Raw genomic sequence first — 25,699 nt, forward strand, 5'->3', positions numbered from 1 at the left:
GCCTCGTTCACACGATTCCTCTGTAGTTCAGTCGGTAGAACGGCGGACTGTTAATCCGTATGTCACTGGTTCGAGTCCAGTCAGAGGAGCCAAATTTGAAAAGCCTGCTTTTACAGCAGGCTTTTTGCTTTTCCGCCTTCCACCCTCAAATCTGATAATCAATCGCCACTTCTTCCGTTTCCATTACCTGGCGCTTAATTTCATCCACCGACAAACCGGCATTGCACAGCTCGATAAAGCGCCAGACATAGTTTCGTTGCAGCTGTCCGCGCTTAAGTCCCAGCCAGACGGTGTTGGCATCAAACAGATGGCGGGTGTCCAGGCGCACCAAATCCCCCAGCTCACGCTCGCCGCCGGACTGTTCCGCCACCAGACCGATGCCAAGCCCCAGCTCAACATAGGTTTTGATCACATCCGAATCCTGTGCGCTCAGCACGATATCCGGCATCAGCCCTTTGCGATTAAAGGCTTCGTCGATACGCGAACGGCCGGTAATGCCCTGCCGATAGGTAATCAGCGGCCATTTGACAATGTCTTCGAGCGTGAGGGGCGAAACCTGATGAAGTGGATGGTCGACGGGCAATAGCAGGCTGTGATGCCAGCGGAACCAGGGGAACGCCACCAGCAGTGGATCGTTACTCAGACGTTCACTGGCAATACCGATATCCGCACCGCCATTTTGCAGCAGTACTTCGATCTCCTGCGGCGTCCCCTGAATCAGCTCCAGCCGGACGTCCGGAAACAGCTCACGAAATGCCTTGATCACCGGCGGTAAACTGTAGCGCGCCTGCGTATGGGTAGTGGCGATTGTCAGCACCCCGGACGCGTCGTTAGTAAAGAGATCTGCCAGGCGTCGAACGTTGCTGGCTTCGTTGAGAATGCGCTCAGCGATGGTCAGTAACGCTTTACCTGGCTCCGTCATCCCCAGCAGGCGTTTGCCGCGGCGGATGAAAATCTCAATGCCCAGCTCTTCTTCCAGCTCGCGGATGTGGCGGCTGACGCCTGACTGAGAGGTGTAAAGCATGTTGGCGACTTCGGTCAGGTTGTAGTCCCGCCTGGCCGCCTCACGGATAATTTTAAGTTGCTGGAAATTCACGATTCACTCCGGCGCATCTGACATAGCCCTATTGTTAGAGTCAGCAGACCTGCAGAACAAATAATAAAAACCAGCATCTTATTCCTTTATGGAATATCAGCTCACGAGCTGCAGTTCACGATTCTCCAGCGATGGACGGCTGACCAGCGACATCAGGATCTCTTTTACCGCCTGCGCCTGCGGCGACAGAGAGCCGCGGGCTGACATATTCAGAGACAGCGGCAGGCTCATGGATGGCGTGGTTATCCGCGCCATCCAGCCGTTCGCGGCGCTGCAAAGAGAACGCGCAGCGGATTCCGGCAGCACCGTGACGCCCATTCCGCTGGCAATCGCGGCGGTCAGCGTCGAGATAGAGTCGATCTCACCGATGATTTTTGCCGTCAGGCGACGCAGAGAGAAAGCTTCGTCGACGCGCAGGCGCACGGCGCTGTAATCGCGCGGCAGGAACAGATTCATCTCTGCTACGGCAGTTAAATCAATGCTCTGGCCCGGACAATCGCGCGTCCCTACGAGATAGAGATCTTCTTTCAGCAACGGCTGGCTGGTGATTCCCGCAATCGGTGAGCGATCGTACAGGACCGCCATGTCGAGCTGACCGTTGAGCAGTTTATCGTTAAGGACCGACCCGCTATTTTCATGCAGATAGACCAGCACCTCCGGCAGCTCGGCGCGAACGGCCTGCAGCAGCGGCATGGTGATGGAAGACGCGGCGGTGCCTGGCGCAAGGCCAATCGACACCTGTCCACTTAGGGTGTGTCCGACGTTACATACGGCCAGCTGCGCTTGTTCGCACTGGCGCAGAATTGTGCGCGCATGGGTGTAAAGAATCTTACCGGCTTCGGTTGGCGTGACGCCACGCTTGGTGCGGATCAACAGCTGCTGGTCCAGTTCACCTTCCAGAGTGGCCACCTGCTGGCTCAGCGCAGGCTGCGCGATATGCAACACTTCCGCGGCCTGGGTCAGGCTACCGATATCGACGATTTTTACGAAGTATTTCAGTCGTCTTAAGTTCATTTTGCCCCCTGTTAAAATACAGTGCCGGTACTGGCGCTCATTGTTGAAAGAGTTTTTGCAATATGGATGCCAGTTTTTAAAAGAGGACGGATGAGTACGCTAAGCGGCTGAAAATAAGGAAATCTAATCACCCTGCACCGTTTTATTACTGAAACAGCGGTTTACGATCTGCCCCATAAGGGGTAAGCCTGCACCAGAAGTGTGCATTTTGTTGGGAAAGAAAGCACTTTGCTGAATTTGTCAGCAAACGATCACAAGGGATCGATCTCCCCTTTGACAAGCGTTATTGGGGTCGATAATATGCGCCCCGTTCACACGATTCCTCTGTAGTTCAGTCGGTAGAACGGCGGACTGTTAATCCGTATGTCACTGGTTCGAGTCCAGTCAGAGGAGCCAAATTTGAAAAGCCTGCTTTTACAGCAGGCTTTTTGCTTTTCTGCGTTCAGGGAAATTACCGGGCGGCGGCTGCACCTTACCCGGCCTCAGGGCTAACCTGTCGCGTCCACCCGCCATCTACGAGTCAACGGTTTTTCGATTTCGACAATAAGGAACATTGCGAAGCCGATAATAAAGGTAATGACCCAATAGCGGAACGGAAGTGACTCGGTGCCGAACAGCATCTGCATAAACGGCGCGTAGATAATCAGCAGTTGAAGTACCAGCAGCACCCCGCTGACTATCCAGATCCCGCGATTGGCCAGCAGGCCTTTACTCAGGGAGAAGCCGTCGGAGACACGGCAGTTCAGCATATAGAACCACTGGGCGGTCACCAGAGTCTGCAACAGGACGGTGCGAATAAACTCCGGTGAATAGCCGCGCGGTTGTAGCCAGGCTTCCAGCACAAAGGCACTCACGGCGATCATCGAGCCGACAAATACCACGCGCCAGATTGCAAACCCGTCCATGACATGCAGGTTCGGGTTGCGCGGTGGGCGTTTCATGATATTCCGCTCGCCCGCCTCAAACGCCAGGCCAAACGACAGCGTGGCGGATGTCGCCATGTTCATCCACAGGATCAGCACCGGCGTCAGCGGAATTAAGTTCCCGGCAAGCAGAGCGATGATAATCAGTAAGCCCTGCGCCAGGTTAGTGGGCATAATAAAGAGAATGGTTTTTTTCAGGTTATCGTAAACCCGACGGCCTTCGCGAACCGCGCTGGCGATGGTGGCGAAGTTATCATCCGTGAGCACCATATCCGCCGCCTCTTTGGTCACCTCGGTCCCTTTGATACCCATGGCGATACCGACGTCAGCCTGTTTCAGTGCAGGCGCATCGTTAACCCCATCGCCGGTCATCCCGACCACCTCTTTCTTACTTTGCAGCGCCTGCACCAGGCGGAATTTATCTTCCGGGCTGGTACGGGCAAAAATATCATAGCTCTGCGCTGCTTCGCTCAGCTGCTGATCATCCATGACCTCCAGCTCACGTCCGGTAATCGCGTTCCCGGCATTGCCAATTCCCAGCATTTTGCCGATGCTCATTGCCGTTTGCGGGTGGTCGCCGGTAATCATTTTCACGCGAATGCCCGCCTGAAGGCATTCGCCAATAGCGGTAATGGCTTCCGGTCGCGGCGGGTCCATCATTCCGGCGATACCGAGCAGAATCACGCCCTGCTGCAAATCCGGATGGTCCAGCGTCGTTTGATCAACACCTGCGGGCTTCCAGGCTGCCGCCACCATACGTAAACCTTCCCGCGCATACTCTTCAATCTGCGCTTCCCAGTAAGGTTGATTCAGCGGTTGCAGGCCGCTTTCCGTCTGCTGATGCTGGCACAGCCTGAACAACACGTCCGGCGCACCGGTAATCAGGATCATCTCTTCATCGCCGATGCGATGGAGGGTCGACATGTATTTATACTGGGAATCAAACGGGATTTTGCTGCGCAGCTCCGTCTGCAAAGGCGGCAGCGGCACTTTAGCGGCGAGCACCTTCAGCGCCCCTTCCGTCGGGCCACCGGTGATTTTCCACAGCCCCTGTTCGTCTTTCATCAGCTGGCTGTCATTGCAGAGATCGATCGTGCGCAGATAGCGCTCGAGCAGCGAACCGTGAGTCACCGCCACCGGTGTCGGGTCGTCAATCGGGTGAATATTCCCCACCGGCTCATAGCTATCACCTTCGACGCGATAGATTTTCTCCGCCGTGATCACCGCTTTCACCGTCATCTCATTCATGGTCAGGGTGCCGGTTTTATCTGAGCAGATTACCGTCATCGCCCCCAGGGTTTCGACCGTCGGCAGCTTGCGGATAATCGCTTTCTGCCGCGCCATGGTCTGCACGCCCAGGGAGAGAATAATCGAGATAATCGCAGGCAGACCTTCCGGGACCGACGCCACCGCCAGGCTGATGAGCGATAGCATAAGCTCGGAAACCGGCATATCGCGGAACAGCAGGCTGAAGACGAACAGCGCCGCCATCATCACCAGGATAATAATGAAAATGGCTTTGCCGAGCTTATCCATCTGCACCAGCAGCGGCGTGCGGTGCTGTTCAATATCCGCCATCATCTGGTTGATATGGCCCAGCTCCGTGTCGCCGCCCGTCGCCACCACAATGCCTTTGCCGCCACCGGCGCTGACCGTGGTCCCGGAGAACAGCAGATTGGTGCGATCCCCCAGCGGCAGCTCCCCTTCCAGTCTCTCGGTGCTTTTTTCCACGACGGTAGATTCCCCCGTCAGAATCGCCTCCTCCACCCGCAGGTTGTGCGCTTCAAGCAGCCTTAAATCGGCAGGAATTCGATCGCCCGCGCGGATCACCACGATATCCCCCGGCACCAGCGCGGTGGTCGGGACCGTTTCATGATTGCCGTGACGAACCACCACCGCTTCGCTGGAGAGCATATTGCGAATGCTCTGCAGGGATTTTTCCGCATTACTTTCCTGAATGTGACCGATGAGGGCGTTGATTACCGCCACGCCCAGAATCACCAGCGTATCAACCCAATGCCCCATTACGGCGGTCAGCAGCGCCGCCGCCAGCAGGACATAGATCAGGACATCTTTAAAGTGCGCTAAAAAGCGCAGCCAGGCGGGTTTGCCGGGTTTCTGCGGCAGGGCATTTTCACCGTACTGCGACAGGCGCGCCGTCGCGTCCGCCCCGCTGATGCCGTCTGGGGTACTATTTGTTTGTGCCAGGGTTTCTTCTACGGAGAGCCGGTAAAAGGGCTGGACCGGTTTTTCTGTATTCATTCTTCCGTCCTCAAGTCCTGCAACGAAAAACGCACACTGTCACTTTCGCTCTCAGCGCACGACAAAAACCGGAACGTGGGCATAGCGGACAATATTGGCCGCATCCGAGCCGAGCAAATGGGTCTGAATATTCGGGTTGCGCGAACCGATAATGATCACCTCTGCCATCAGCTCGTCGGCGAGTTTGGTGACCTCATCGCGCACGTTGCCGCTGCGCACGTGAAAATGGAGCCGATCGGCTGCAAAAGCGGTTTTCTGCACCAGAGCAGTGAGTTTTTCTTTTGCGTTATTAATCATATAGTCGTCCATCTTTCGCGCGTCGGAAATAAACCCGCGCGTCAGTTCCGGCGAGAATTTTGGAATCACATGCAGTAAATGGATATCAGCGGAAGCCGCCTCGGCGAGAAACTGTGCGTGAGCCAGCGCCTTATCGGCCAGCCCGATTTCATAGACATCGACCGGGACCAGAATATTTCTGTACATAGTGAGCATCCTTTAATTACCAATAGAATATGTAATGAATAACGCTACGGGTCATGACACACAGGGGAATAAGCACCACAACCGGGTACAAAGAAATGAACGGGATGCTATTAAACGTAGCACAGGACACTCGTTATTTTCTGACGACTGACTAATCTCATGAAAAATAATAAATTAACGTTGAGTTCTTTCGCATATCTCATTCAAAGGTAGCAATTTCATCTGCCTGCCAATTTTAGGCGCTGTTTAACCTTTTCCCGCTTCACAGGCTATGCTTTGCTTAAACATCCGCGACTGACGCTGAATGAGCCACCCTGGCTTACCGGCGTTGAGATCCTGGGAGGAATGATGTTTGGATATAGCCTGATTCGCCTCGCGTTGTTTATTGTGCTGGCCATTGTGTCCAGCGCCGCCGTAGGACTCTTTACGTATCTAATGGTATCCGCCTTCGCCGAATAAAACCGTTCAAGGTAAGTATTCGTAATAAATGGCGTTTTTATTTATTAGGGGAATAGTGTGAATCGTTACGTTTCGCTTATACCGGCCCTTATTCTTGGTATTACCGCCTGCGATCAAAAAGCGCCAGATGTTCCGTCTCAGCCGAGAATGGTGAAAGTCGCCACGGTGATGGATGCAGGCCAGGCGCAACAGCGCGTCTTTCCGGCAAGAATTGAGTCCGGCGATGCCACCGACCTCTCCTTTAAGCGCGGCGGACAGATTGAAACGCTCGATATCCGTCAGGGTACCCCTGTGAAACAGGGCCAGCAGCTGGCGAGCCTCAATGCGCGCGAAGCCCAGCAGCGGGTAAGAGACCGCCAGACCTCCGCCACGCTTGCCCAGCGCCAGTTCGACCGTTTTCAGACGCTGGCCGGACGCCAGGCGATCTCCAAAGCCGAGATGGACGTGCAGCGCGCTACCCGTGATTCCGCCAATGCCGCCCTGAAAATCGCCCAGGAAGAGCTGAGTCAGATGACGCTCACCGCCCCTTTTGCAGGCACCGCGGCAAGCGTTCAGGTACGTAATCATCAGGTGGTTGCTGCCGGGCAGCCGATCGTGACCCTGACCCGAACGGATCTGCTCGACGTGGTGTTTAGCATTCCCGAAAACCTGTTCAAAACCCTGGATATCCGTAACGCTGATTACCGCCCACTGGTGAAAATTAACGCCCTGCCGGGGCGCGAATTCAGCGCGGTCTATAAAGAGCATACGGGCAGCAGTGACAGTAATACCCTCACCTGGCAGGTGATTTTAACCATGCCGCGCCCGGATGATTTCCCGGCGGTCGGCGGCGTTAGCGGCACCGTGACGGTCAATCTGGCGAATCTTCCGGCGGGCGCGGGGCGCAATGCGCTGGTTGTGCCGGTGGAGGCGGTGTTCAATCCGGATAACAGCCCGCGCAACGAGCCGCACGTGTGGGTGGTCAAAGGCGAGGGTGATACGTTGCAGCTGGAAGATCGCAAAGTCACGGTCGGACAAGTTACCGCTCAGGGGATTATCATTGCCGAGGGGCTGAAGGCCGGAGAGCGCGTGGTGGCTGCGGGCGTCGGCGAACTTCACGCCCAACAGCCGGTGCGGATCTGGACCCGCGAGCGAGGCCTTTAATGGATATCTCTCGCCAGTTTATCGATAACCCCATTCGCGTCTGGCTGACGGTTCTGCTGCTGGGCGTCGGCGGTATTTTTGCGCTGCTGAACATTGGCCGCCTGGAAGATCCCACGTTTGCTATTAAAACGGCGGTTGTCATCACCCACTATCCCGGCGCCTCGGCCCAGCAGGTGGAAGAAGAGGTCACGCTTCCTCTGGAAAATGCCCTGCAGCAGCTGCCCTACCTCGATAACATCAGCTCGATCTCGTCAAACGGGCTGTCGCAGATTACCGTGAATATCGCCTCGCGCTACCACTCCAACGAACTGCCGCAAATCTGGGATGAGCTGCGCCGCCGGGTGGGCGACGCCTCGCGCCAGTTTCCACCGGGCGTGGTAACACCGTTCGTCAATGACGACTTCGGCGATGTGTTTGGTTTTTTCTTTGCCCTCTCCGGCGATAATTTTACCAACCCTGAGCTGGCCCAGTATGCCGATCAGCTGCGCCGCGAGCTGGTGCTCATCCCCGGCGTCGGAAAAGTGGCGATTGGCGGTGCGGTTCCGCAGCAAATTAACGTCGACATTTCGCTCCCCAAAATGGCGGCGCGCGGGATCACTCTCGGGCAGATTTCAACCCTGCTGGGGCGGGTAAACAGCGTTGCCAACGCCGGGGAGATCCTCTCCGGCAGCGAATCCATTCGCCTGCATCCGACGGGCGAATTTGAAAATCTCGACGAACTCGGCGACATGATTATCACCCCGCCCGGCGTCGGGGCCGCGACGCGCCTGCGCGATATCGCCACCCTTTCTCGCGGGCTGACGGTTTCGCCGTCGAGTATTTACCATGCCAATGGCCGCCAGGCCGTGACCATGGGCGTTTCCTTTATTCCGGGCGTCAATGTGATCGACGTGGGCCACGCGCTGGAGGCCAAACTGCAGCAGATGTCAGCGGAAAAACCGGCGGGCATCAACATCGATCTGTTTTACGATCAGGCCGCCGAAGTGGGCCACTCGGTGAACGGTTTTATCATTAACTTTCTAATGGCGCTGGCGATTGTGATCGGCGTGCTGCTGATTTTTATGGGATTACGCAGCGGCATCATTATCGCCCTGTCGCTGGCCCTGAACGTGCTGGGCACGTTGCTGATCATGTACCTCTGGGGTATTGAGCTACAGCGAATTTCCCTGGGCGCGCTGATTATTGCCCTGAGTATGCTGGTCGATAATGCGATTGTGATCGTCGAAGGGGTGCTGATTGCACGCCAGCGCGGCTCCACGCTGATGACCGCCATTAACTACGTCATTCGCCGCTCGGCCCTGCCCCTGCTGGGTGCGACGGTGATCGCCATTCTCGCCTTTGCGCCGATTGGCTTATCCCAGGATTCCACGGGCGAATACTGTAAATCCCTGTTCCAGGTGCTGCTGATCTCCCTGCTGCTGAGCTGGTTCTCGGCGCTCACCATCACGCCGGTGATGATCAAGTGGTGGCTGTTTAAGGGGCAGAAAACCGCTGACGCCCCTGCGGATGCCGATCCCTATAATCAGCGGTTTTACCGCCTGTATCAGCATATGCTCAACGCCCTGCTGCAGCGCAAAGCCATTACTCTGGCGCTGATGGTGGTCCTGCTGGCGGCCGCTATCTGGGGGTTTGGTGCGGTCCGGCAAAACTTCTTCCCGTCGTCGAATACGCCCATCTTCTTTGTCGACCTGTGGCTGCCCTACGGCACGGATATCGCGCAGACCGAAAAAATCACCAGCGAGATTGAAAACTCGATCAATGGCCAGCCCGGCGTGGTGACCACCGTCTCAACGATTGGTCAGGGGAGTATGCGTTTTATCCTGACCTACAGCGGCCAGCGCCAGTACAGCAATTACGCGCAGATCATGGTGCGCATGGACGATCAGAGAAATATCGCCGCCCTCACGCGCCACGTCGACGACGATATTGCCCGGCACTATCCCGAAATTAACGCCAGTACCAAACGGGTGATGTTTGGCCCGTCCGGCGACAGCGCCATCGAAGTGCGCATTAAAGGGCCGGACCCGGACCGGCTGCGCCTGATCGCAAGCCAGGTGGATGCGATTCTCGCCCGCGATCCGGCCACCGACAGCGTGCGCAATGACTGGCAAAACCGCAGCAAAGTGATTCGCCCGCAGTACGTTGCGGCATCCGGGCGCGAGCTGGGGGTGGAAAAACAGGATATCGACAGCGCACTGGAGATGAATTTCTCTGGCAGCCGCGTCGGGCTGTATCGGGAAGGCTCCGATCTGCTGCCGGTCATCGTGCGCCCGCCGGAAAGCGAGCGCCAGGACGCAAACCATCTGAATAACGTGCTGGTCTGGAGTCAAAACCGTCAGCAGTATATTCCCCTGAGCAACGTGGTGAGCGGCTTTGCCCTTGAGTGGGAAGACCCGCTGATCCTGCGCCGGGACCGCAGTCGGGTGCTGACGGTGCAGACCGATCCCGACCCGCTCAGTCAGGAGACCTCCGGCGATATTCTGGCACGGGTCAAACCTGACATTGATGCCCTGCCGCTGCCGCACGGCTATAGCATCGAGTGGGGCGGCGACGCGGAAAACTCCAGCGAGGCGCAGCAGGGTATTTTCACCACGCTGCCGCTGGGTTTCCTGGTGATGTTTATCATCACCATTCTGATGTTTAGCTCGGTGAGAAACGCGGTGGCGATCTGGCTGACAGTGCCGCTGGCGCTGATTGGCGTGACGCCGGGCTTTTTACTCACCGGCATTCCCTTTGGCTTTATGGCGCTCATTGGGCTGCTGAGTCTGAGCGGGATGCTCATTCGTAACGGCATCGTGCTGGTGGAAGAGATCGAGCAGCAGAAAGAGCACAAAGCGCAGTACCAGGCGATTGTTGATGCCGCTACGTCACGTTTGCGCCCTATCCTGCTTACCGCCTTTACTACGGTGCTGGGCCTCGCTCCGCTGCTGCGCGATGTCTTCTTCCAGAGCATGGCGGTGGTGATTATGTTCGGCCTGGGCTTTGCAACCATCTTGACCCTGCTGGTACTTCCGGTTATTTATGCCTGTTTCCACCCCACGGAGAGGGAACGACCCCAATGAACCCCACAGGGCTGAACATCATTAAAACGCTAGGATGCATGACGGCGGTAACGTTTTTCACGCTGTACCACACCTGGGATCGCTACGATTACGATTACCACTGGATCCTTGGCTTTCTGACCTTTATCTCGACCATCGCCACCCCGCTGTTTTTTGTGGTGGCGGGATATCTGGATGCCCAGTCGCGCCACGGCTCGCGCTGGCAGCTCGATAAAATCAAAGCCGTGGTGATGGTTTTTCTGTTCTGGATGACGGTCTATTACCTGTGGGAGCCGTATCAGCGCGGGTATTTAATTCAGCCGTGGTTTGTTTTCACCTTTATCGTGATTTACACCTTCCATCCGCTGATCGAGTGGCTAAGCCAGCGGCGCAACCTGTTGATTGGCGTGACCTTCGCCCTGCTAATCTTTGCCTATAGCTATGATTTGCTGTCGACACTCTACCCGGACAAACATTTGCTCTCGCTGGCCCCGCAGTACCGGCTCTGGACCTGGCTGCTGTTCTATCTCACCGGACAGATCTTTTTCGACCCGGTTATTTCCGCCTGGATCAGCAAGGGTAACGTCGTGAAAACGGCCATTGCGGCCATTCCGGTGATTTATCTGTTCACCTGGTTTTATGAGCAGCACTTCTTTTTCGCCCTGTTCAAGGCGGAGCGAAACGCGTTCATTCTGACCGGCTCCCAGATTTATATCCTGATTGTGGCGCTGGTGATTGCCGCTAACGGCGTGCGTTTTCGGAAAAATATCGAATTCAAAGAGGCCATTTTAGCCGCCGTCAGCAAAACGATGACCGGGGTGTATATTCTTCACTACTCCGTGTTTCATCTGCTCACGTCGCTGATCCCGGTGACGTCGCTCACCACCAAACTGCTGCTGATTGCGCTGACGTTCATCGCCTCGGTGCTGATTTCGATGCTGGCCCTGTCAAACTCGGTGGTGAAAAAAATCATCACCCTTTAATCAGTGGTGGCGCTGCGCCTCGCAGCTAAAACCCGTAACGCAACCAGGCAAACAGCACGTTGCCGTTGTTATAGGTACCGGGAATATAGGTGAACTGCACGTTTAGCCGTTTATACCCGGCCGAGAACAGCGGCAAAATAATCGGCAGCGGCACATAGTTGGCAAAGTCCTGGCGGGCGGTGATCCCCGCCGTCACGCCCAGTCCGAGGCGAAAATCGCGCGCATTATCGAGATACCAGCCTTTTTCCCAGCCGTAGCCGATAATCGGCTGCCATTCGTTATGAGAGTCTTTAAACATCATCGCGTAGAGGGAACTCCAGTTCCCCGCTTCGTTATAACGGGACACGCCAAACCCGCCGCCCCACGGCGTTTCATTGTATTTATCCGTTTTCTCTTTATCGTACATAAAGCGCGCGTGCCAGCTCAAAAAGGGCAGATAGAGATCGTAGTTTTGCGGGGCGTTCCACGTCTGGGAGACATCGCTGGTAAGATTGTTCCACCAGCCGGTAATGCGCTGTTCCCCGTAAACGCCCGGTTCAGCATACAGGGGAGCCACAAACCACATCAGCATAATGAGTAAGACAATCCGAATCGGGTGCATCATCATTCCCTCAGCAAAATCGTTCTGCGATAAGTATTACTTTAACCCCTTTCTGGAAACTCCTTCGCCGCGTTTTGGAAATTTTACCGCCCAGGAGGGATAAAATTGTTTTCGCCTGCTGCCTGTCGGGGTAGTCTCATTGTTCCCGTCTCTCTGACGGGGACGATGTGAGCAACCTTTTAGCATACTAATAATTAGAAATTTGGTACTGACAGGACAAAAAATGGACTCCACCCTCATCTCCGAACGCCCCAACGAGGAGACACCATCGCTTAACCGCGCCCGACGCGCTGCTCTTGGTAGCTTCGCCGGTGCCGTCGTCGACTGGTATGACTTTCTGCTCTACGGCATCACTGCCGCTCTGGTGTTTAACCGCGAATTTTTTCCCCAGGTCAGCCCGGCGATGGGCACGCTCGCCGCGTTTGCCACCTTTGGCGTCGGCTTCCTGTTCCGTCCGTTAGGCGGTGTGATTTTCGGCCACTTCGGTGACAAACTGGGCCGCAAACGGATGTTAATGCTCACGGTCTGGATGATGGGCATCGCCACCGCGCTGATCGGCATTCTGCCCTCCTTCGACACCATTGGCTGGTGGGCACCGGTGTTGCTGGTGACCCTGCGCGCGATTCAGGGCTTTGCCGTGGGCGGCGAATGGGGCGGTGCGGCGCTGTTGTCCGTCGAAAGCGCGCCGAAACATAAAAAAGCCTTTTACAGCAGCGGCGTACAGGTGGGGTATGGCGTTGGCCTGTTGCTCTCAACAGGGCTGGTGTCGTTGATAAGCTCGCTCACCACCGATGAGCAGTTCCTGAGCTGGGGCTGGCGCATTCCGTTCCTGTTCAGCATTGTGCTGGTGCTGGCCGCCCTGTGGATCCGCAACGGCATGGAAGAGTCCGCCGAATTTGAAAAGCAGAAGAGCGAACCGCCGGTGGCGAAAAAACGCCTGCCGGTGATGGAAGCGTTGCTGCAGCATCCCGGCGCCTTCATGAAAATTATCGCCCTGCGCCTGTGCGAACTGCTGACGATGTATATCGTCACCGCCTTTGCCCTCAATTATTCGACACAAAACCTCGGCCTGCCGCGTGAGCTTTTTCTGAATATTGGTCTGCTGGTCGGCGGAATCAGCTGTCTGACGATCCCCTGTTTTGCCTGGCTGGCGGATCGCTTTGGTCGTCGCCGCGTGTACATCACCGGGGCGCTGATTGGCAGCCTCAGCGCCTGGCCGTTCTTTATGGCGCTGGAAGCCCAGTCAATGTTCTGGATTGTGTTCTTCGCCATTATGCTGGCCAATGTCGCCCATGACATGGTGGTGTGCGTGCAGCAGCCGATGTTTACCGAGATGTTTGGCGCAAGCTATCGCTACAGCGGTGCGGGCGTCGGCTATCAGGTGGCAAGCGTGGTGGGCGGCGGATTTACGCCGTTTATCGCCGCCGCCCTCGTGACCTTCTCCGGCGGAAACTGGCAGAGCGTGGCGGTCTATCTGCTGGCGGGCTGCCTGATCTCCGCGATGACGGCGATGCTGATGAAAGAGTCTCACGAATGATGTCCTGACTTTTTTTTCACATGTGGGTGACATACTATCGAGTGACGTCGCACATCTGTGGATCAAGGAGACAGACATGAATGATAAGGGCTTAAGCCTGACACCTGCTCAGGCTCTGGAAAAGCTGGAGGCGTTGTACGATCAATCGGTTAACGCCCTGCGCAACGCCATTAGCGAGTATATTGAGAACGGAACGCTTCCTGATGAAAAGGCCAGAATCGATGGCCTTTTTGTTTATCCCTCGCTTTCGGTGACCTGGGACGGCGGCACCACCACCACGCCAAAAACCCGCGCCTACGCACGCTTTACCCATTCAGGATGTTACTCCACCACCGTTACCCGCCCTTCCCTGTTCCGCCCTTATCTGGAAGAGCAACTGACGCTGCTGTATCAGGATTACGGCGCCCATATCGCCGTAGAGCCGTCGCTGCATGAAATTCCTTACCCGTACGTCATCGACGGCTCAGCGCTGACGCTGGACCGTTCCATGAGCGCCGGGCTGACGCGCCATTTCCCGACCACCGAGCTGTCGCAGATTGGCGATGAGACCGCCGACGGGATTTACCATCCTGCGGAGTTTTCCCCGCTGTCGCACTTCGATGCCCGACGCGTCGATTTCTCCCTGGCACGCCTGCGTCACTACACCGGGACCCCGGTTGAACATTTCCAGCCCTTTGTGCTGTTCACCAACTACACCCGCTATGTAGATGAGTTTGTGCGCTGGGGCTGCAGCCAGATCCTCGACCCGGACAGCCCGTACGTGGCGCTCTCCTGCGCGGGTGGGATCTGGATCACCGCCGAGACCGAAGCGCCAGAAATGGCGATTTCCGATCTGGCGTGGAAAAAGCACCAGATGCCAGCCTGGCACCTGATTACCGCTGACGGCCAGGGGATAACCCTGATCAACATCGGCGTCGGCCCGTCGAATGCTAAAACCATTTGCGACCATCTGGCGGTGCTGCGCCCGGACGTGTGGCTGATGATCGGCCACTGTGGTGGGCTGCGTGAAAGCCAGCTGATTGGCGACTACGTGCTGGCACACGCGTATCTGCGTGACGATCATGTTCTCGACGCCGTGCTGCCGCCTGATATCCCCATTCCAAGCATCGCCGAAGTCCAGCGCGCCCTGTACGACGCCACCAAACAGGTGAGCGGAATGCCCGGTGAAGAGGTCAAACAGCGCCTGCGCACCGGCACCGTGGTCACGACCGATGACCGTAACTGGGAGTTGCGTTACTCCGCCTCCTCCCTGCGCTTTAACTTAAGCCGCGCGGTGGCGATCGACATGGAAAGCGCCACCATTGCCGCTCAGGGCTATCGTTTCCGCGTTCCCTACGGCACGCTGCTGTGCGTTTCCGATAAACCCCTGCACGGTGAGATTAAACTTCCGGGCCAGGCTAACCGCTTCTATGAGGGGGCGATTTCCGAACATCTGCAGATCGGAATCCGCGCGATTGATTTACTGCGTGCGGAGGGCGACAAGCTGCATTCGCGCAAACTGCGTACCTTCAACGAGCCGCCGTTCCGCTAAAAACAAGGATTACTCATGCACACCTCATCACCCCTTACGGCGCTTCGCCAGTGGCTACAGGAAAACAGCCTCGACGGCATGATCGTGCCGCGCACGGATGCGTGGCAGAGCGAATACTGCGCACCGCATTTCGAAAAACTGGCGTGGCTGACCGGCTTTGATGGCTCTGCGGGGCTGGCGCTGGTCCTTAAAGATCGCGCCCTGCTGTTCGTCGATGGCCGCTATCAGGTGCAGGCCCGTGTGCAGGTCAATATGGATGATTTTGCGATCCATCATCTGCACAACGAACCGCTGGCCCAGTGGCTGGAAAACAACGCGAGCGCAAGCGTGCGCATCGCCTTTGATCCCCTGCTGATGACTCACAACGAATATCAGCAGCTTGCCGCCACCGCCTGTGAATTTGTCCCGTTTGAGACATCGCCTTTCGACACGCTCTGGACCGACCGCCCTGCTGCTCCGGCAGGCTTGATTCGCGAAATGCCGGTGGCAATCAGCGGTGAAAGCAGCGCCGAAAAACGTCGTCGCGTGGCGCAGTTGCTACAGGATAACGGCGCGGATTATCTGGCAGTAACCATGCCGGATAACATCGCCTGGCTGTTGAACGTGCGTGGCTGCGACATCCCCACCAGCCCGGTGCCACTCTCGTTTGCCCTGCTGAGCCGCACGGGCGACGTGGAATGGTTCGTTAATGGAGACAAAATCCGCGATCTGCCCGCCTCAGCCCTGGAGGGGATTGTCGTCTCGCCGCAGGATGATTTTGTGCCTCGCTGCAAGCAGCTGGGTGAAGGCAAGCGCGTGTGGCTGGATGCGGATTCCGCGCCCGTTGCGCTACGTTTTGCGATTGAGCCGCAGGGAGAGATCCTCTGGCAGGCCGATCCGGTAACGCTGATGAAGGCGAATAAAAATCCGGTCGAGCTGGAAGGCTATCGCGAATGCCACCAGCAGGACGGCGCCGCCTGGGTGAATTTCCTCGCCTGGCTGTCTCACGAAGTCCCTCAGCGCGAGGCCGCAGGCAAGCCGCTGACCGAGCTGGAAGCGCAGGCGCAGCAGCTGGTCTTCCGCGAGCAGCAGCCTGGTTTTATCGAGCAGAGCTTCGAGACGATTTCGGCCTCCGCCAGTAACGCCGCGATGTGTCATTACCACTCCAGCGCAGCATCAAACAAAGCGATTACCAGCGGGCATTTCTACCTGAATGATTCGGGCGGCCAGTATCAGAACGGCACCACCGATGCGACCCGCACGCTCGCATACAGCAAGCTGGACCCGCAGCAGCGCCTGCACTATACCGCTGTGCTGAAAGGTTTTTTATCCCTGATTTCACTCCAGTTCCCGTCGGGCACGCAGGGGCATCAGCTCGATGCATTCGCCCGCCGTCCGCTGTGGGAGCTGGGGCTGGATTACGATCACGGTACCGGCCACGGCGTAGGGCATCAGCTGCTGATCCATGAAAATCCGCAGCGTATCGCCAAAAAAGTGAATCCGTGGCCGCTGGTGGCCGGGAATATCATTACCATCGAGCCAGGATATTATCAGGCCGACAGTCACGGTATTCGCATTGAGAATCAGGTGGAGATCGTGGAGAGCATGCCGGGCTTCTGCAAGTTTGCCTCGCTGACACTGATCCCGATTGATTTGAGCCAGGTGGAACTCACGCTGCTGACCGAGCAAGAGAAGCAGTGGCTGGATGATTACCATCAGCAGGTGCGGGACATGTTGTCGCCACGGGTGAACAGCGATGCGCGTCCGTGGCTGTTTGAAGCGACGGCTCCGATTCGCGTGAACCGATAGCGCGTCGTATTGCCCGGTAAGCGAGGTCGCTATCGGGCAATTTTCCTGAACGCAGAAAAGCAAAAAGCCTGCTGTAAAAGCAGGCTTTTCAAATTTGGCTCCTCTGACTGGACTCGAACCAGTGACATACGGATTAACAGTCCGCCGTTCTACCGACTGAACTACAGAGGAATCGTGTGAACGGGGCGCATATTATCGACGCCACCTTTCGTTGTCAAAGACAGATTGCAGAAAATCGTTCGATTGCTGCTTTATTCCTCAGTTCGCACATTTGTCATCCGTTCTGACACCTCAGGAGCAGCATTCGTGGTCTTGATTCGTGGATATTTCCATAGCCAGCGGCCGCTGACCATTCGCCAGTAGAACAGTGCGCCGCGCACCGCCCAGTCGAGGAACATCCCCAGCCAGACGCCCACCACGCCCATCCCGAGCATAATCCCGAGTCCATAGCCCGCCACCACGCGACAGCCCCACATGCCCAGCATCGATACCCACATCGCAAAGCGCGCATCACGCGCCCCTTTCAGCCCCGCAGGAAGCACCCAGGAGGCCGCCCAAATCGGCATAAAGGCCGCGTTGAGCCAGATGAGGATTTTAACCACCTCTTTAACGTCATCCTCATGGGTATAGAACGAGGCCATCAGCCCTGCGAACGGCGCGGTTCCCCAGGCGATAATCGTCAGGCCAATCGTTGACAGCCAGAACACGTGGCGCAGCTGACGCTCCGCCTGGGCAATCTGCCCTTTGCCGAGCCGTTTGCCGGTGATGATCGTGGAGGCCGACCCGAGGGCGTTCCCCGGCAGGTTAATCAGCGAGGCGATTGAAAACGCGATGAAGTTACCGGCGATGACATCGGTGCCCATTCCGGCGACAAACATCTGGGTCAGCAGTTTCCCGCCGTTAAACAGCACCGACTCAATGCTGGCAGGAATACCGATTCCCATCACTTCCCAGATAATGGCGAAATTCAGCGGGCGGAAGTAGCTTTTCAATGAAATACGCAGCGCGGGATTGAGACCAATCATCAGCACCGCGACAATCGCGGCTGCACCGATGTAGCGGGAGATAGTCAGCCCCAGCCCGGCACCCACAAATCCCATACCATCCCAGGAGAAAAGCCCGTAAATCAAAATGCTGCTGATGATGATATTGAGGATGTTCATCCCGCCGTTAATGAGCAGCGGAATTTTGGTGTTGCCCGCACCGCGAAGCGCGCCGCTGCCAATCAGCGTAATGGCCGCCGCCGGATAGCTCAGCACCGTCATTTCGAGGTACGTCAGCGCCAGGCTTTTCACTTCACTGGTCGCCTCCCCCGCCACGATATCGATAATTTCTTTACCGAAATAGTGGATCACCGCCGCAAGGATGATCGAGAAGATGGTCATGATCATCAGGGATTGTCTCGCCGCCTCTCGCGCGCGTTTCGGGTCGAGTTTACCGAGACTAAAGGCCACCACTACCGTGGTACCGAGATCGATGGCCGCAAAGAATGACATCACAACCATGTTAAAACTGTCCGCAAGGCCCACGCCCGCCATCGCCTCTTTACCCAGCCAGCTCACAAGGAACGTGCTGAGGACGCCCATCAGCAGGACGCAGGTGTTTTCCAGAAAGATAGGCACAGCAAGAGGGGTGATTTCACGCCAGAACAGAACACGATAGCTTTTACGTTTGGCATACCAGGGCGTACGCATGACGGCATGGCGCAGAGCGGAAGTGACGTTCAAAATGGACCTTAACGAGAGAAAGTTGAAACTCCATTTCAAATAATGAGGGAGAAACGCTAATCCTGCAAAGTATTTTCCACAAAAAATTGTAGAGAATGACGACAAACTGTCGACAGAATCAGCAGTTGAACCATTGAGTGTAAGATCAGGTTTGACAAAAGTTTTTTCGCCGCTAAGATAAGCCTCCTAACCGATTCCTCTGTAGTTCAGTCGGTAGAACGGCGGACTGTTAATCCGTATGTCACTGGTTCGAGTCCAGTCAGAGGAGCCAAATTTGAAAAGCCTGCTTTTAAAGCAGGCTTTTTGCTTTTCTGGGTCTGTAAAATACCCCAAAAAAAAAAGCCCCCCTGCTTTCGCAGAGAGGCCATATCAATCTTCGCGACAGTTACTCGCTTTTCGCTTCGCCGTTTTTGATTTCGCCAATCACTTTCAGCTTCTTGGAGATGTCACGACGCTCTTTGGACAGCTCAGCATTTTTGATGATGTAGTCGTCTACGCGATCTTCGTAGTCGGTTTTCATGCTGGCGATAATGCCCTGAATGGCTTCAACGCTCATACCTGGCTTGATGTAGTCGCTCAGGTTATCAAGCAGCAGAACGCGTTTCTGGTTGTCACGGATCTTCTTCTCAACGTCCTGGATTTCACGCTGCAGTTTGTTTTTGCGGCGGAACAGGCGGACGAATTCCAGAACATCCTGGAACGAAGGCTTAGTAGTTTCCATTTTGATACCCCTGCTAATGTAAGATTCGGATTCGTTTAAGCAACCACTGTGCAGATAACCTTACTGACAGCCGCTGCGAATGACAATGACTATATCGTTTGATCCTATCATAACCCCAATCGCTGCTGAATCGAAGCAGCAGGCATCACAACGGGAGATAGCTGCTTTTTATTTGCGCAGCGCCCGGCAGATAAGATGCGACAAAAGCTCCAGCTGTCGCGCCATTTCCATGCTCAACCATACATAGCCGTGGATAGGCGTTTCCGCCACGCCGTCGCCCTGATGTTCGTTGATCAGCTCTCTTAACTCGGCGGTGATCTCATTCAACCGCTCGCTGTTGGCGAGAATCGGCTGCGGGTTCCCCTCATACAGCGCGTGAGCGATAGTCAGCAACGTTTGCTGCGTCATCTGCTGCGTTTCCTTGAGCGTATGGGCATTCAGCAGCACAAAGTGGCTGGCGCGCGAGGCCCAGTGCGCATTGATCTGCAGTTCGAGCATACACACCAGATTACGACTGACCGTCTGAATCGCCTCAAAGATAGACTTTTGAATATGCGTCTCTTTGCTGGCGGGGGCAATAATTCCGCGCATTTTGACGATATCGTTGAGAATTTTTTGCAGATGCTTTTCGAGGCGTGGGCGTTCCACCAGATTCGGGGAAAATCCCGCCTGATAGACACGGTTGACGGCGGTCACGTAGTTCGCCATCTGAATACGCCAGTGCAGGAATGCACGCTGCGGCCAGATGCCAGTGAAGAGCATCGCCAGAAGCGATCCCAGAATGACGTCGCCGCTTCGCCAGAGCGCAGTGGCCATATCCCCTGCCGGGGCGCCAACGACCACCGAAAGGGTGATGCCAATCAGCAGCGCCTGATAGGGCTTTTTACCGAGCGCCAGCCAGCCGCACAGGAACATCGCCCCTGCGCACCACAGCAACATCACGGGAAGTGAAATCAGCTCCAGTTTTAACGCAATCAACCCAAGCGCGGAGCCAAAAATGGTGCCGCCAATACGCTCAAAGGCGCGCGGAACCACGTTTCCCCAAAAAGAGATTGGCCCCATGATCACCACCAGCGTGATTAACGGCCAGGTCCCTTCAGGGATGTGCAGCAGTCTCACCAGCAGGAAAGTGAGAATAAACGCCAGCGCGATACGACAACCATGCACAACGCGATAGTGTCGGTATAAACGGATTTCAAAAGGAGTTAATGATTTGTCGGGACGCACACCCGCTCTCCAGCTACACGGCAAATCACAATTGTACTGTGTTTTCTGCCGGACGCATCACGTCCGACAGAAAAACCACACAAATAACAGGATTGCTGCTCAACCCACTTTATTTTGCACCGCGACGTACATTTCGATATCCCAGTAACCATCGACATTGCCATCGTTCAGGTAGCGCTCAAAGCACGGCTTGGGGGCGATCTGGTAATGGTGATCTTCAAGAAGACTGTTGAAGAAGCTATACCACGGCGTGGCAAAATCGTGGTTTTCGACACGCGCAACGGCGACAGCATAGTCGCCTGCGGCGATTTCCGTGTGGATCACCCCTCCACTGTTCGCGGGGATCTGAAAATCTTCCGGGACCGTCACCGCCGTATCGCAGCGCAGTTTTTCCGCGGGGACTTCATCGGGATTGTCGTAATAGACCGCCACCCATTCGAGGGGCTGGATGTGGTTGCCATCGACCCACATCGCCAGCTGTTCAAAACCCTGTTTGACCGTTTGCTCCCACGGGCCAACCATATGAAAACCAGCGATTTTACGTTTTGGTTGCTGCTTGATGCTGTAGTCCATACTGCCTCCGTTTATTACTGTATATTTATACACTATAAAGCAGATTCGTTATGTCCGGCAAATGCGAGATGTTTATTATGTGAGCAGACTCGCAGGAGTGCCAGTCTGCCCTTTGGGCCGTCAGGCTTTGTGGTGCAGATAGTCGCTCAGACGTGAGAAAAGACCGCCCTTGTTGACCTTCTCCAGCGTCACCAGCGGCCAGTGTGCGACGACTTTATCGCGGTCATACAGCTCAATTTCACCCACACGCTGATGCGCGGCGATAGGCGCTTCCAGCTCTTTTTTATCGAGTACATATTTGGCTTTGATGTTCGCCACTTCTGATTTTGGCAGCGCCAGCCAGAAATCCTGATCCGTTCCGAGTGAAATTTGCTCTTTATCGCCGTACCAGATGCGCTCCGTGCCGACCTGTTTTCCACTGCGCAGAATCTGCACGGTATCGAAGTTTTGCTGGCCCCAGTGGAGCAGCTTGCGGGCCTGATCTTCGCGCCCTTTCGGGCTGTCTGCCCCCATCACCACGGCAATCAGGCGACGCTGACCGTCCACCGCCGACGCAATCAGGTTAAAGCCCGCCCCGGAAGTGTGCCCGGTCTTCAGCCCGTCGACATTCATGGTTTTATCCCACAGCAGCCCGTTACGGTTTTGCTGGGTGATCCCGTTCCAGGTGAGGCTCTTTTCACTGTACATGTGGTAGAAGTCCGGCTCGCCGTGAATAATCGCCCGCGACAGCACCGCCAGATCGTAAGCCGAACTGTGCTGACCCGGAGCGTCCAGGCCGTGCACGGTTTCAAAGTGCGTATCACGCAGGTTCAGCTTTTGCACGTAGTCGTTCATCATGTTGACGAACTGCGGCTGGCCGCCTGCGACGTGGTCGGCTAACGCGACACAGGCGTCGTTACCGGAATCCACAATCAGGCCACGGCTCAGGTCGCGAACGGTGACGCGATCCCCCGCTTTCAGGAACATCAGCGACGATCCGTCGAACACCGGATTGCCTTTCGCCCATGCGTCGCGCCCGACGGTCACGATGTCATCGGGCGTAATACGATGGCTGTCGATCGCGCGGTCGACCACATAACCGGTCATTAGCTTGGTAAGGCTGGCCGGATTGCGCTGTTGGTGCTCGTTGCCCGCTGTTAAAATTTGACCAGTAGTGTAATCCATCAGAACCCAGGAGCCAGCCTGAATGGCCGGCGGCTGCGGCGAGTAGTCCATGGGATCGGCAGCCAGGGCAGACGTAATACTCGAAGCGAGTAAAGAAACAGCAATAAACAGACGGCGTTTCAACGAAATTTCCTCAGGTCATTTAAAATCGTTGCCCTTTTTACGGAAGTTCTCGCTCCATTACCTGTTTAAATTGCAAAAAAATGTGACGTAACGCAGAGATTTAGCGGAAGGCCGCGCGCAATTCTGGCGCTGAGAAACGCTTTTTATTCGGCGTGTCGCCGCCGATCGTTTACCATAGCAGTGTCACTTTTTAACAGGATGGTAATACTGGTGTCTGATTCCGCCGCGCTTCCCACATTTCTCTTTCATGATTACGAAACCTTTGGCACCAGCCCGTCGCTGGACAGGCCTTCGCAGTTCGCGGCGATCCGCACCGACGCTGATTTCAATATCATTGGCGAGCCGGACGTTTTTTACTGTAAGCCTGCCGACGACTATCTGCCCCAACCCGGCGCCGTGATGGTGACCGGCATTACGCCACAGGAAGCGCGTGAGAAAGGCGTGAACGAAGCCGAGTTTGCCCGTCGCGTTCATGACCTGTTTACCGTGCCAAATACCTGCGTGGTGGGCTATAACAACATCCGTTTCGATGATGAAGTTACGCGCAATATCCTCTACCGCAATTTCTACGATCCGTACGCCTGGAGCTGGCAGAACCGCAATTCGCGCTGGGACCTGCTGGACGTAATGCGCGCCTGCTACGCTTTGCGCCCTGAGGGGATCAACTGGCCTGAGAATGACGACGGGTTACCCAGCTTCCGTCTTGAGCATCTGACCCGCGCCAACGGCATTGAGCACAGCAATGCGCACGATGCAATGGCCGATGTGTACGCCACCATCGCCATGGCGAAGCTGGTGAAAACCGCGCAGCCTAAACTGTTCGACTATTTGCTCAGCCATCGCAGCAAGCAGAAACTGATGACCCTGATTGACGTCCCGCAGATGAAACCGCTGGTGCATATCTCCGGCATGTTCGGCGCATGGCGTGGAAATACCAGTTGGGTCGCGCCGCTGGCGTGGCACCCTGATAATCGCAATGCGGTGATTATGGTCGATCTGGCGGGCGATATTTCACCCCTGCTTGAACTGGACAGCGACGCCCTGCGCGAGCGTTTATATACGCCGAAGAGTGAGCTGGGCGATAACGCCGCCGTTCCGGTTAAGCTGGTGCATATCAACAAGTGCCCGGTGCTGGCGCAGGCGAACACGCTGCGCCCGGAAGATGCCGACAGGCTGGGTGTGAACCGCCAGCGTTGCCTCGATAACCTGAAAGTGCTGCGCGACAACCCGCAGGTGCGTGAAAAAGTCGTGGCGATCTTTGCCGAAGCCGAGCCTTTTGTGCCGTCGGATAACGTCGATGCGCAGCTCTATAACGGTTTTTTCAGCGATGCCGACCGTGCTGCCATGAATATCGTATTGCAGACAGATCCACAAAATTTACCGGCGCTGGATATCACCTTTGCCGATAAGCGCATCGAGAAGCTGATGTTTAACTACCGGGCACGTAACTTCCCTGGCACCCTCGATGAAGCCGAGCAGGAGCGCTGGTTGCAGCACCGTCGTAACGTCTTTACGCCGGAGTTTTTGCAGCAGTACGCCGATGAGCTGGAAATGCTGTATACGCAGTATGAAGGGAACGCGGAGAAACAGGCGCTGCTTAAAGCGCTGTACCAGTACGCGCAAGAGATTGTCTGAGGGTTTCAGGCATAAAAAAACCGGAGACATATGCTCCGGTTTTTTTTTCGTCATCGCTCAGGATCAGGCGATATCTTCGTACTGTGGAACCGGATTGCGGAAGCTTTTGGTCACGCAAGCCAGGTACACCAGGCCGATACCACCCCAGATCAGGCCCAGAATCATTGAGCTTTCTTCCAGGTTAATCCACAGCGCACCCACCGTCATCGCGCCACACATCGGCAGGAACAGGTAGTTGAAGTGGTCTTTCAGCGTTTTGTTGCGCTTCTCACGGATCCAGAACTGAGAGATCACGGAGAGGTTAACAAAGGTAAAGGCCACCAGCGCACCGAAGTTAATCAGCGCCGTTGCGGTTACCAGGTCAAATTTAATCGCCAGCAGCGCGATAGCGCCTACCAGCAGCACGTTCCATGCCGGGGTACGCCATTTCGGATGAATGTAGCCGAAGAAGCGAGTCGGGAACACGCCGTCGCGACCCATCACGTACATCAGACGAGAAACGCCTGCGTGAGCGGCCATGCCGGAGGCCAGTACGGTGACGCTTGAGAAGATCAGCACGCCCCACTGGAAGGTTTTACCCGCCACGTACAGCATGATTTCAGGCTGAGAGGCGTCCGGATCTTTAAAGCGAGAGATATCCGGGAAGTACAGCTGCAGGAAGTAAGAGGCACCGATAAACACCATGCCGCCCAGCAGCGCAGTCAGCAGAATTGCGCGCGGAATGACACGCTCTGCGTCTTTGGTCTCTTCAGACAGAGAAGAGATGCCGTCAAAGCCGAGGAACGAGAAGCACAGAATTGTCGCGCCAGTAATCATCGGCACCACGTGTGCACCTTCAGACCAGAACGGACGGGTGCTGGTCAGCGTACCTGCGCCTTCACCGTGTGCCACACCGTAGATGATCATGCCGACGATAACCGCCACGATGCCCATCTGCAGAATAACAATCAGGGTATTGAAGTTAGCCACGGTCTTGATGCTGCGCAGGTTAGAGATGGTCATAAAGGCCACCAGCGCGACAACGAAGATCCACGACGGTACGGAAGGCACCAGCGCTTCAAAGTAAATTTTTGCCAGCAGAATGTTGATCATCGGCATGAACAGGTAGTCCAGCAGAGATGACCAGCCCACCATAAAGCCAACAGCCGGGCTAATGGATTTCTGAGCATAGGTGTACGCAGAGCCAGCGGACGGGAAACGGCGAACCAGTTTGCCGTAGCTCAACGCAGTAAAGAGAATAGCGACCAGCGCAAAGGCGTACGCCGTTGCAACGTGACCGTCAGTGAGGCCTGAAACGATACCAAACGTATCGAACAGCGTCATCGGCTGCATATAGGCGAGGCCCATCATGACAACCGGAATCAACGTAAGTGTTTTACGTAATTCCACGCGAGAGGTTTTTGGAGTAGCGTTATGCGACATGGTTATTCTCCTTTACGGTGAAAACCGCCACGTAAGCAAAAGATTGCCCCATTTTCTGGATTCCTCAGCGACAACAACTGTCGGATTTTAGTAAGTATCTATCCGGTACGAAGCCCGGCCTCTTTGTTTTTAAATGGCGTTTGTTACATGCAAAAAAAATAACCGACGCCTTTTATATCGTCGGTTAATCTCATTTTTTTGCAGCGGCGCATTTTGCCCCATCTTTGGCATAAAAGGCAATAGATT

The 25,699-nt window shown here is 55.8% G+C and carries 20 protein-coding genes, 4 tRNA genes and 1 pseudogene; 11 read left to right on the top strand and 14 right to left on the bottom strand.

The window, feature by feature from the left end; genetic code table 11:
• Positions 1–16: 16 nt before the first annotated feature.
• Positions 17–92: transfer RNA gene (locus F153LOC_RS12705), tRNA-Asn, on the top strand.
• A gap of 53 nt (positions 93–145) precedes the next feature.
• Here the strand turns inward: F153LOC_RS12705 and cbl are convergent.
• Together cbl and nac are read right to left on the bottom strand one after the other, a co-directional pair.
• Positions 146–1,096 carry an HTH-type transcriptional regulator Cbl gene (gene cbl / locus F153LOC_RS12710; RefSeq protein WP_102104048.1) on the bottom strand — a complete coding sequence of 317 codons (951 nt, stop codon included), beginning with the start codon at positions 1,094–1,096 and terminating at the stop codon, positions 146–148.
• A gap of 96 nt (positions 1,097–1,192) precedes the next feature.
• Entirely contained in the window at positions 1,193–2,110 is a 918-nt protein-coding gene (nac, locus tag F153LOC_RS12715) for a nitrogen assimilation transcriptional regulator NAC (RefSeq protein ID WP_095282537.1), read from the bottom strand.
• Between the two features lie 320 nt (positions 2,111–2,430).
• Here nac and F153LOC_RS12720 point away from each other — a divergent pair.
• Positions 2,431–2,506 (top strand) — tRNA-Asn (locus F153LOC_RS12720).
• Between the two features lie 92 nt (positions 2,507–2,598).
• Here F153LOC_RS12720 and F153LOC_RS12725 read toward each other — a convergent pair.
• Together F153LOC_RS12725 and F153LOC_RS12730 are read right to left on the bottom strand one after the other, a co-directional pair.
• Positions 2,599–5,295, bottom strand: coding sequence for a cation-transporting P-type ATPase (locus F153LOC_RS12725; protein ID WP_102104049.1), 2,697 nt, complete (start codon positions 5,293–5,295; stop codon positions 2,599–2,601).
• 51 nt (positions 5,296–5,346) lie between these two features.
• A complete protein-coding gene (locus F153LOC_RS12730) occupies positions 5,347–5,778 on the bottom strand; it encodes a universal stress protein (protein ID WP_102104050.1) in 432 nt (143 codons plus the stop codon).
• A 276-nt stretch (positions 5,779–6,054) separates the two neighbouring features.
• Here F153LOC_RS12730 and F153LOC_RS12735 point away from each other — a divergent pair, with 276 nt between their 5' ends.
• Genes F153LOC_RS12735 through F153LOC_RS12750 form a run of 4 tightly spaced genes read left to right on the top strand, consistent with a single transcriptional unit; the run spans position 6,055 to position 11,404 of the window.
• Positions 6,055–6,237: a hypothetical protein gene (locus F153LOC_RS12735; protein ID WP_102104051.1), complete on the top strand. Its 183-nt coding sequence runs from the start codon at positions 6,055–6,057 to the stop codon at positions 6,235–6,237.
• Positions 6,238–6,294: 57 nt separating this feature from the next.
• On the top strand, positions 6,295–7,380 hold the full coding sequence (locus tag F153LOC_RS12740) for an efflux RND transporter periplasmic adaptor subunit (protein WP_199174653.1): 1,086 nt from the start codon (positions 6,295–6,297) through the stop codon (positions 7,378–7,380).
• Positions 7,380–10,442: an efflux RND transporter permease subunit gene (locus F153LOC_RS12745; RefSeq protein ID WP_102104053.1), complete on the top strand. Its 3,063-nt coding sequence runs from the start codon at positions 7,380–7,382 to the stop codon at positions 10,440–10,442. Before F153LOC_RS12740 ends, F153LOC_RS12745 begins: the two co-directional genes overlap by 1 nt.
• Positions 10,439–11,404, top strand: a complete 966-nt coding sequence (locus tag F153LOC_RS12750) for an acyltransferase (protein ID WP_102104054.1) — start codon at positions 10,439–10,441, stop codon at positions 11,402–11,404. The genes F153LOC_RS12745 and F153LOC_RS12750 overlap by 4 nt, the downstream gene beginning before the upstream one ends.
• 25 nt (positions 11,405–11,429) lie before the next feature.
• Here the strand turns inward: F153LOC_RS12750 and pagP are convergent, their stop codons facing one another.
• Positions 11,430–12,005: a lipid IV(A) palmitoyltransferase PagP gene (gene pagP / locus F153LOC_RS12755; protein WP_369804788.1), complete on the bottom strand. Its 576-nt coding sequence runs from the start codon at positions 12,003–12,005 to the stop codon at positions 11,430–11,432.
• 223 nt (positions 12,006–12,228) lie between these two features.
• Between pagP and shiA the strand changes: the two genes are divergently transcribed.
• The 3 genes from shiA (at position 12,229) to F153LOC_RS12770 (ending at position 16,861) form a co-directional block, all read left to right on the top strand.
• A complete protein-coding gene (gene shiA / locus F153LOC_RS12760; RefSeq protein ID WP_102104055.1) occupies positions 12,229–13,542 on the top strand; it encodes a shikimate transporter in 1,314 nt (437 codons plus the stop codon).
• Between the two features lie 76 nt (positions 13,543–13,618).
• Positions 13,619–15,073: an AMP nucleosidase gene (locus tag F153LOC_RS12765; protein WP_102104056.1), complete on the top strand. Its 1,455-nt coding sequence runs from the start codon at positions 13,619–13,621 to the stop codon at positions 15,071–15,073.
• Between the two features lie 15 nt (positions 15,074–15,088).
• Entirely contained in the window at positions 15,089–16,861 is a 1,773-nt protein-coding gene (locus tag F153LOC_RS12770; protein WP_102104057.1) for an aminopeptidase P family protein, read from the top strand.
• Between the two features lie 95 nt (positions 16,862–16,956).
• Here the strand turns inward: F153LOC_RS12770 and F153LOC_RS12775 are convergent.
• The 3 genes and pseudogenes from F153LOC_RS12775 to F153LOC_RS21880 form a co-directional block, all read right to left on the bottom strand.
• A tRNA-Asn gene (locus F153LOC_RS12775) sits at positions 16,957–17,032 on the bottom strand.
• Positions 17,033–17,112: 80 nt separating this feature from the next.
• On the bottom strand, positions 17,113–18,555 hold the full coding sequence (gene emmdR, locus F153LOC_RS12780) for a multidrug efflux MATE transporter EmmdR (protein ID WP_233210354.1): 1,443 nt from the start codon (positions 18,553–18,555) through the stop codon (positions 17,113–17,115).
• A gap of 108 nt (positions 18,556–18,663) precedes the next feature.
• Positions 18,664–18,714: pseudogene (locus F153LOC_RS21880) on the bottom strand (hypothetical protein); the annotation flags it as partial.
• A gap of 69 nt (positions 18,715–18,783) precedes the next feature.
• Between F153LOC_RS21880 and F153LOC_RS12785 the strand changes: the two are divergent.
• A tRNA-Asn gene (locus F153LOC_RS12785) sits at positions 18,784–18,859 on the top strand.
• A gap of 114 nt (positions 18,860–18,973) precedes the next feature.
• Here the strand turns inward: F153LOC_RS12785 and F153LOC_RS12790 are convergent.
• The 4 genes from F153LOC_RS12790 to dacD all read right to left on the bottom strand — a co-directional run bounded on the left by F153LOC_RS12790 (position 18,974) and on the right by dacD (position 22,396).
• Complete coding sequence (locus F153LOC_RS12790) at positions 18,974–19,309, bottom strand: DUF496 family protein (RefSeq protein WP_095282548.1); 336 nt, start codon at positions 19,307–19,309, stop codon at positions 18,974–18,976.
• Positions 19,310–19,477: 168 nt separating this feature from the next.
• Positions 19,478–20,536 (bottom strand): FUSC family protein, encoded by a 1,059-nt coding sequence (locus F153LOC_RS12795; RefSeq protein ID WP_100779656.1) that lies wholly within the window; start codon positions 20,534–20,536, stop codon positions 19,478–19,480.
• A 99-nt stretch (positions 20,537–20,635) separates the two neighbouring features.
• A complete protein-coding gene (sbmC, locus tag F153LOC_RS12800; protein ID WP_102104059.1) occupies positions 20,636–21,109 on the bottom strand; it encodes a DNA gyrase inhibitor SbmC in 474 nt (157 codons plus the stop codon).
• A 120-nt stretch (positions 21,110–21,229) separates the two neighbouring features.
• Complete coding sequence (gene dacD / locus F153LOC_RS12805) at positions 21,230–22,396, bottom strand: serine-type D-Ala-D-Ala carboxypeptidase DacD (RefSeq protein WP_100779654.1); 1,167 nt, start codon at positions 22,394–22,396, stop codon at positions 21,230–21,232.
• Positions 22,397–22,594: 198 nt separating this feature from the next.
• On the opposite strand from dacD, the gene sbcB reads away from it, so the two are divergent.
• Positions 22,595–24,031 (top strand): exodeoxyribonuclease I, encoded by a 1,437-nt coding sequence (gene sbcB / locus F153LOC_RS12810; protein ID WP_199174656.1) that lies wholly within the window; start codon positions 22,595–22,597, stop codon positions 24,029–24,031.
• Between the two features lie 63 nt (positions 24,032–24,094).
• Here the strand turns inward: sbcB and F153LOC_RS12815 are convergent, their stop codons facing one another.
• Positions 24,095–25,453, bottom strand: a complete 1,359-nt coding sequence (locus tag F153LOC_RS12815; protein WP_181826542.1) for an APC family permease — start codon at positions 25,451–25,453, stop codon at positions 24,095–24,097.
• A complete protein-coding gene (gene yoeI / locus F153LOC_RS21885) occupies positions 25,443–25,505 on the bottom strand; it encodes a membrane protein YoeI (protein WP_100780850.1) in 63 nt (20 codons plus the stop codon). The genes F153LOC_RS12815 and yoeI overlap by 11 nt, the downstream gene beginning before the upstream one ends.
• Positions 25,506–25,699: the final 194 nt, after the last annotated feature.

This window comes from Lelliottia sp. F153 (assembly GCF_002870005.1).
GTDB lineage: Bacteria > Pseudomonadota > Gammaproteobacteria > Enterobacterales > Enterobacteriaceae > Enterobacter > Enterobacter nimipressuralis.

Bases quoted from the DNA above. Each gene is read 5' to 3' on its own strand.
- nac (WP_095282537.1), bottom strand. From the start codon at position 2,110: ATGAACTTAAGACGACTGAAATACTTCGTAAAAATCGTCGATATCGGT.
- F153LOC_RS12725 (WP_102104049.1), bottom strand. From the start codon at position 5,295: ATGAATACAGAAAAACCGGTCCAGCCCTTTTACCGGCTCTCCGTAGAA.
- F153LOC_RS12730 (WP_102104050.1), bottom strand. From the start codon at position 5,778: ATGTACAGAAATATTCTGGTCCCGGTCGATGTCTATGAAATCGGGCTG.
- F153LOC_RS12745 (WP_102104053.1), top strand. From the start codon at position 7,380: ATGGATATCTCTCGCCAGTTTATCGATAACCCCATTCGCGTCTGGCTG.
- F153LOC_RS12750 (WP_102104054.1), top strand. From the start codon at position 10,439: ATGAACCCCACAGGGCTGAACATCATTAAAACGCTAGGATGCATGACG.
- pagP (WP_369804788.1), bottom strand. From the start codon at position 12,005: ATGCACCCGATTCGGATTGTCTTACTCATTATGCTGATGTGGTTTGTG.
- shiA (WP_102104055.1), top strand. From the start codon at position 12,229: ATGGACTCCACCCTCATCTCCGAACGCCCCAACGAGGAGACACCATCG.
- F153LOC_RS12765 (WP_102104056.1), top strand. From the start codon at position 13,619: ATGAATGATAAGGGCTTAAGCCTGACACCTGCTCAGGCTCTGGAAAAG.
- F153LOC_RS12770 (WP_102104057.1), top strand. From the start codon at position 15,089: ATGCACACCTCATCACCCCTTACGGCGCTTCGCCAGTGGCTACAGGAA.
- emmdR (WP_233210354.1), bottom strand. From the start codon at position 18,555: ATGCGTACGCCCTGGTATGCCAAACGTAAAAGCTATCGTGTTCTGTTC.
- F153LOC_RS12790 (WP_095282548.1), bottom strand. From the start codon at position 19,309: ATGGAAACTACTAAGCCTTCGTTCCAGGATGTTCTGGAATTCGTCCGC.
- sbmC (WP_102104059.1), bottom strand. From the start codon at position 21,109: ATGGACTACAGCATCAAGCAGCAACCAAAACGTAAAATCGCTGGTTTT.
- sbcB (WP_199174656.1), top strand. From the start codon at position 22,595: ATGGTAATACTGGTGTCTGATTCCGCCGCGCTTCCCACATTTCTCTTT.
- F153LOC_RS12815 (WP_181826542.1), bottom strand. From the start codon at position 25,453: ATGTCGCATAACGCTACTCCAAAAACCTCTCGCGTGGAATTACGTAAA.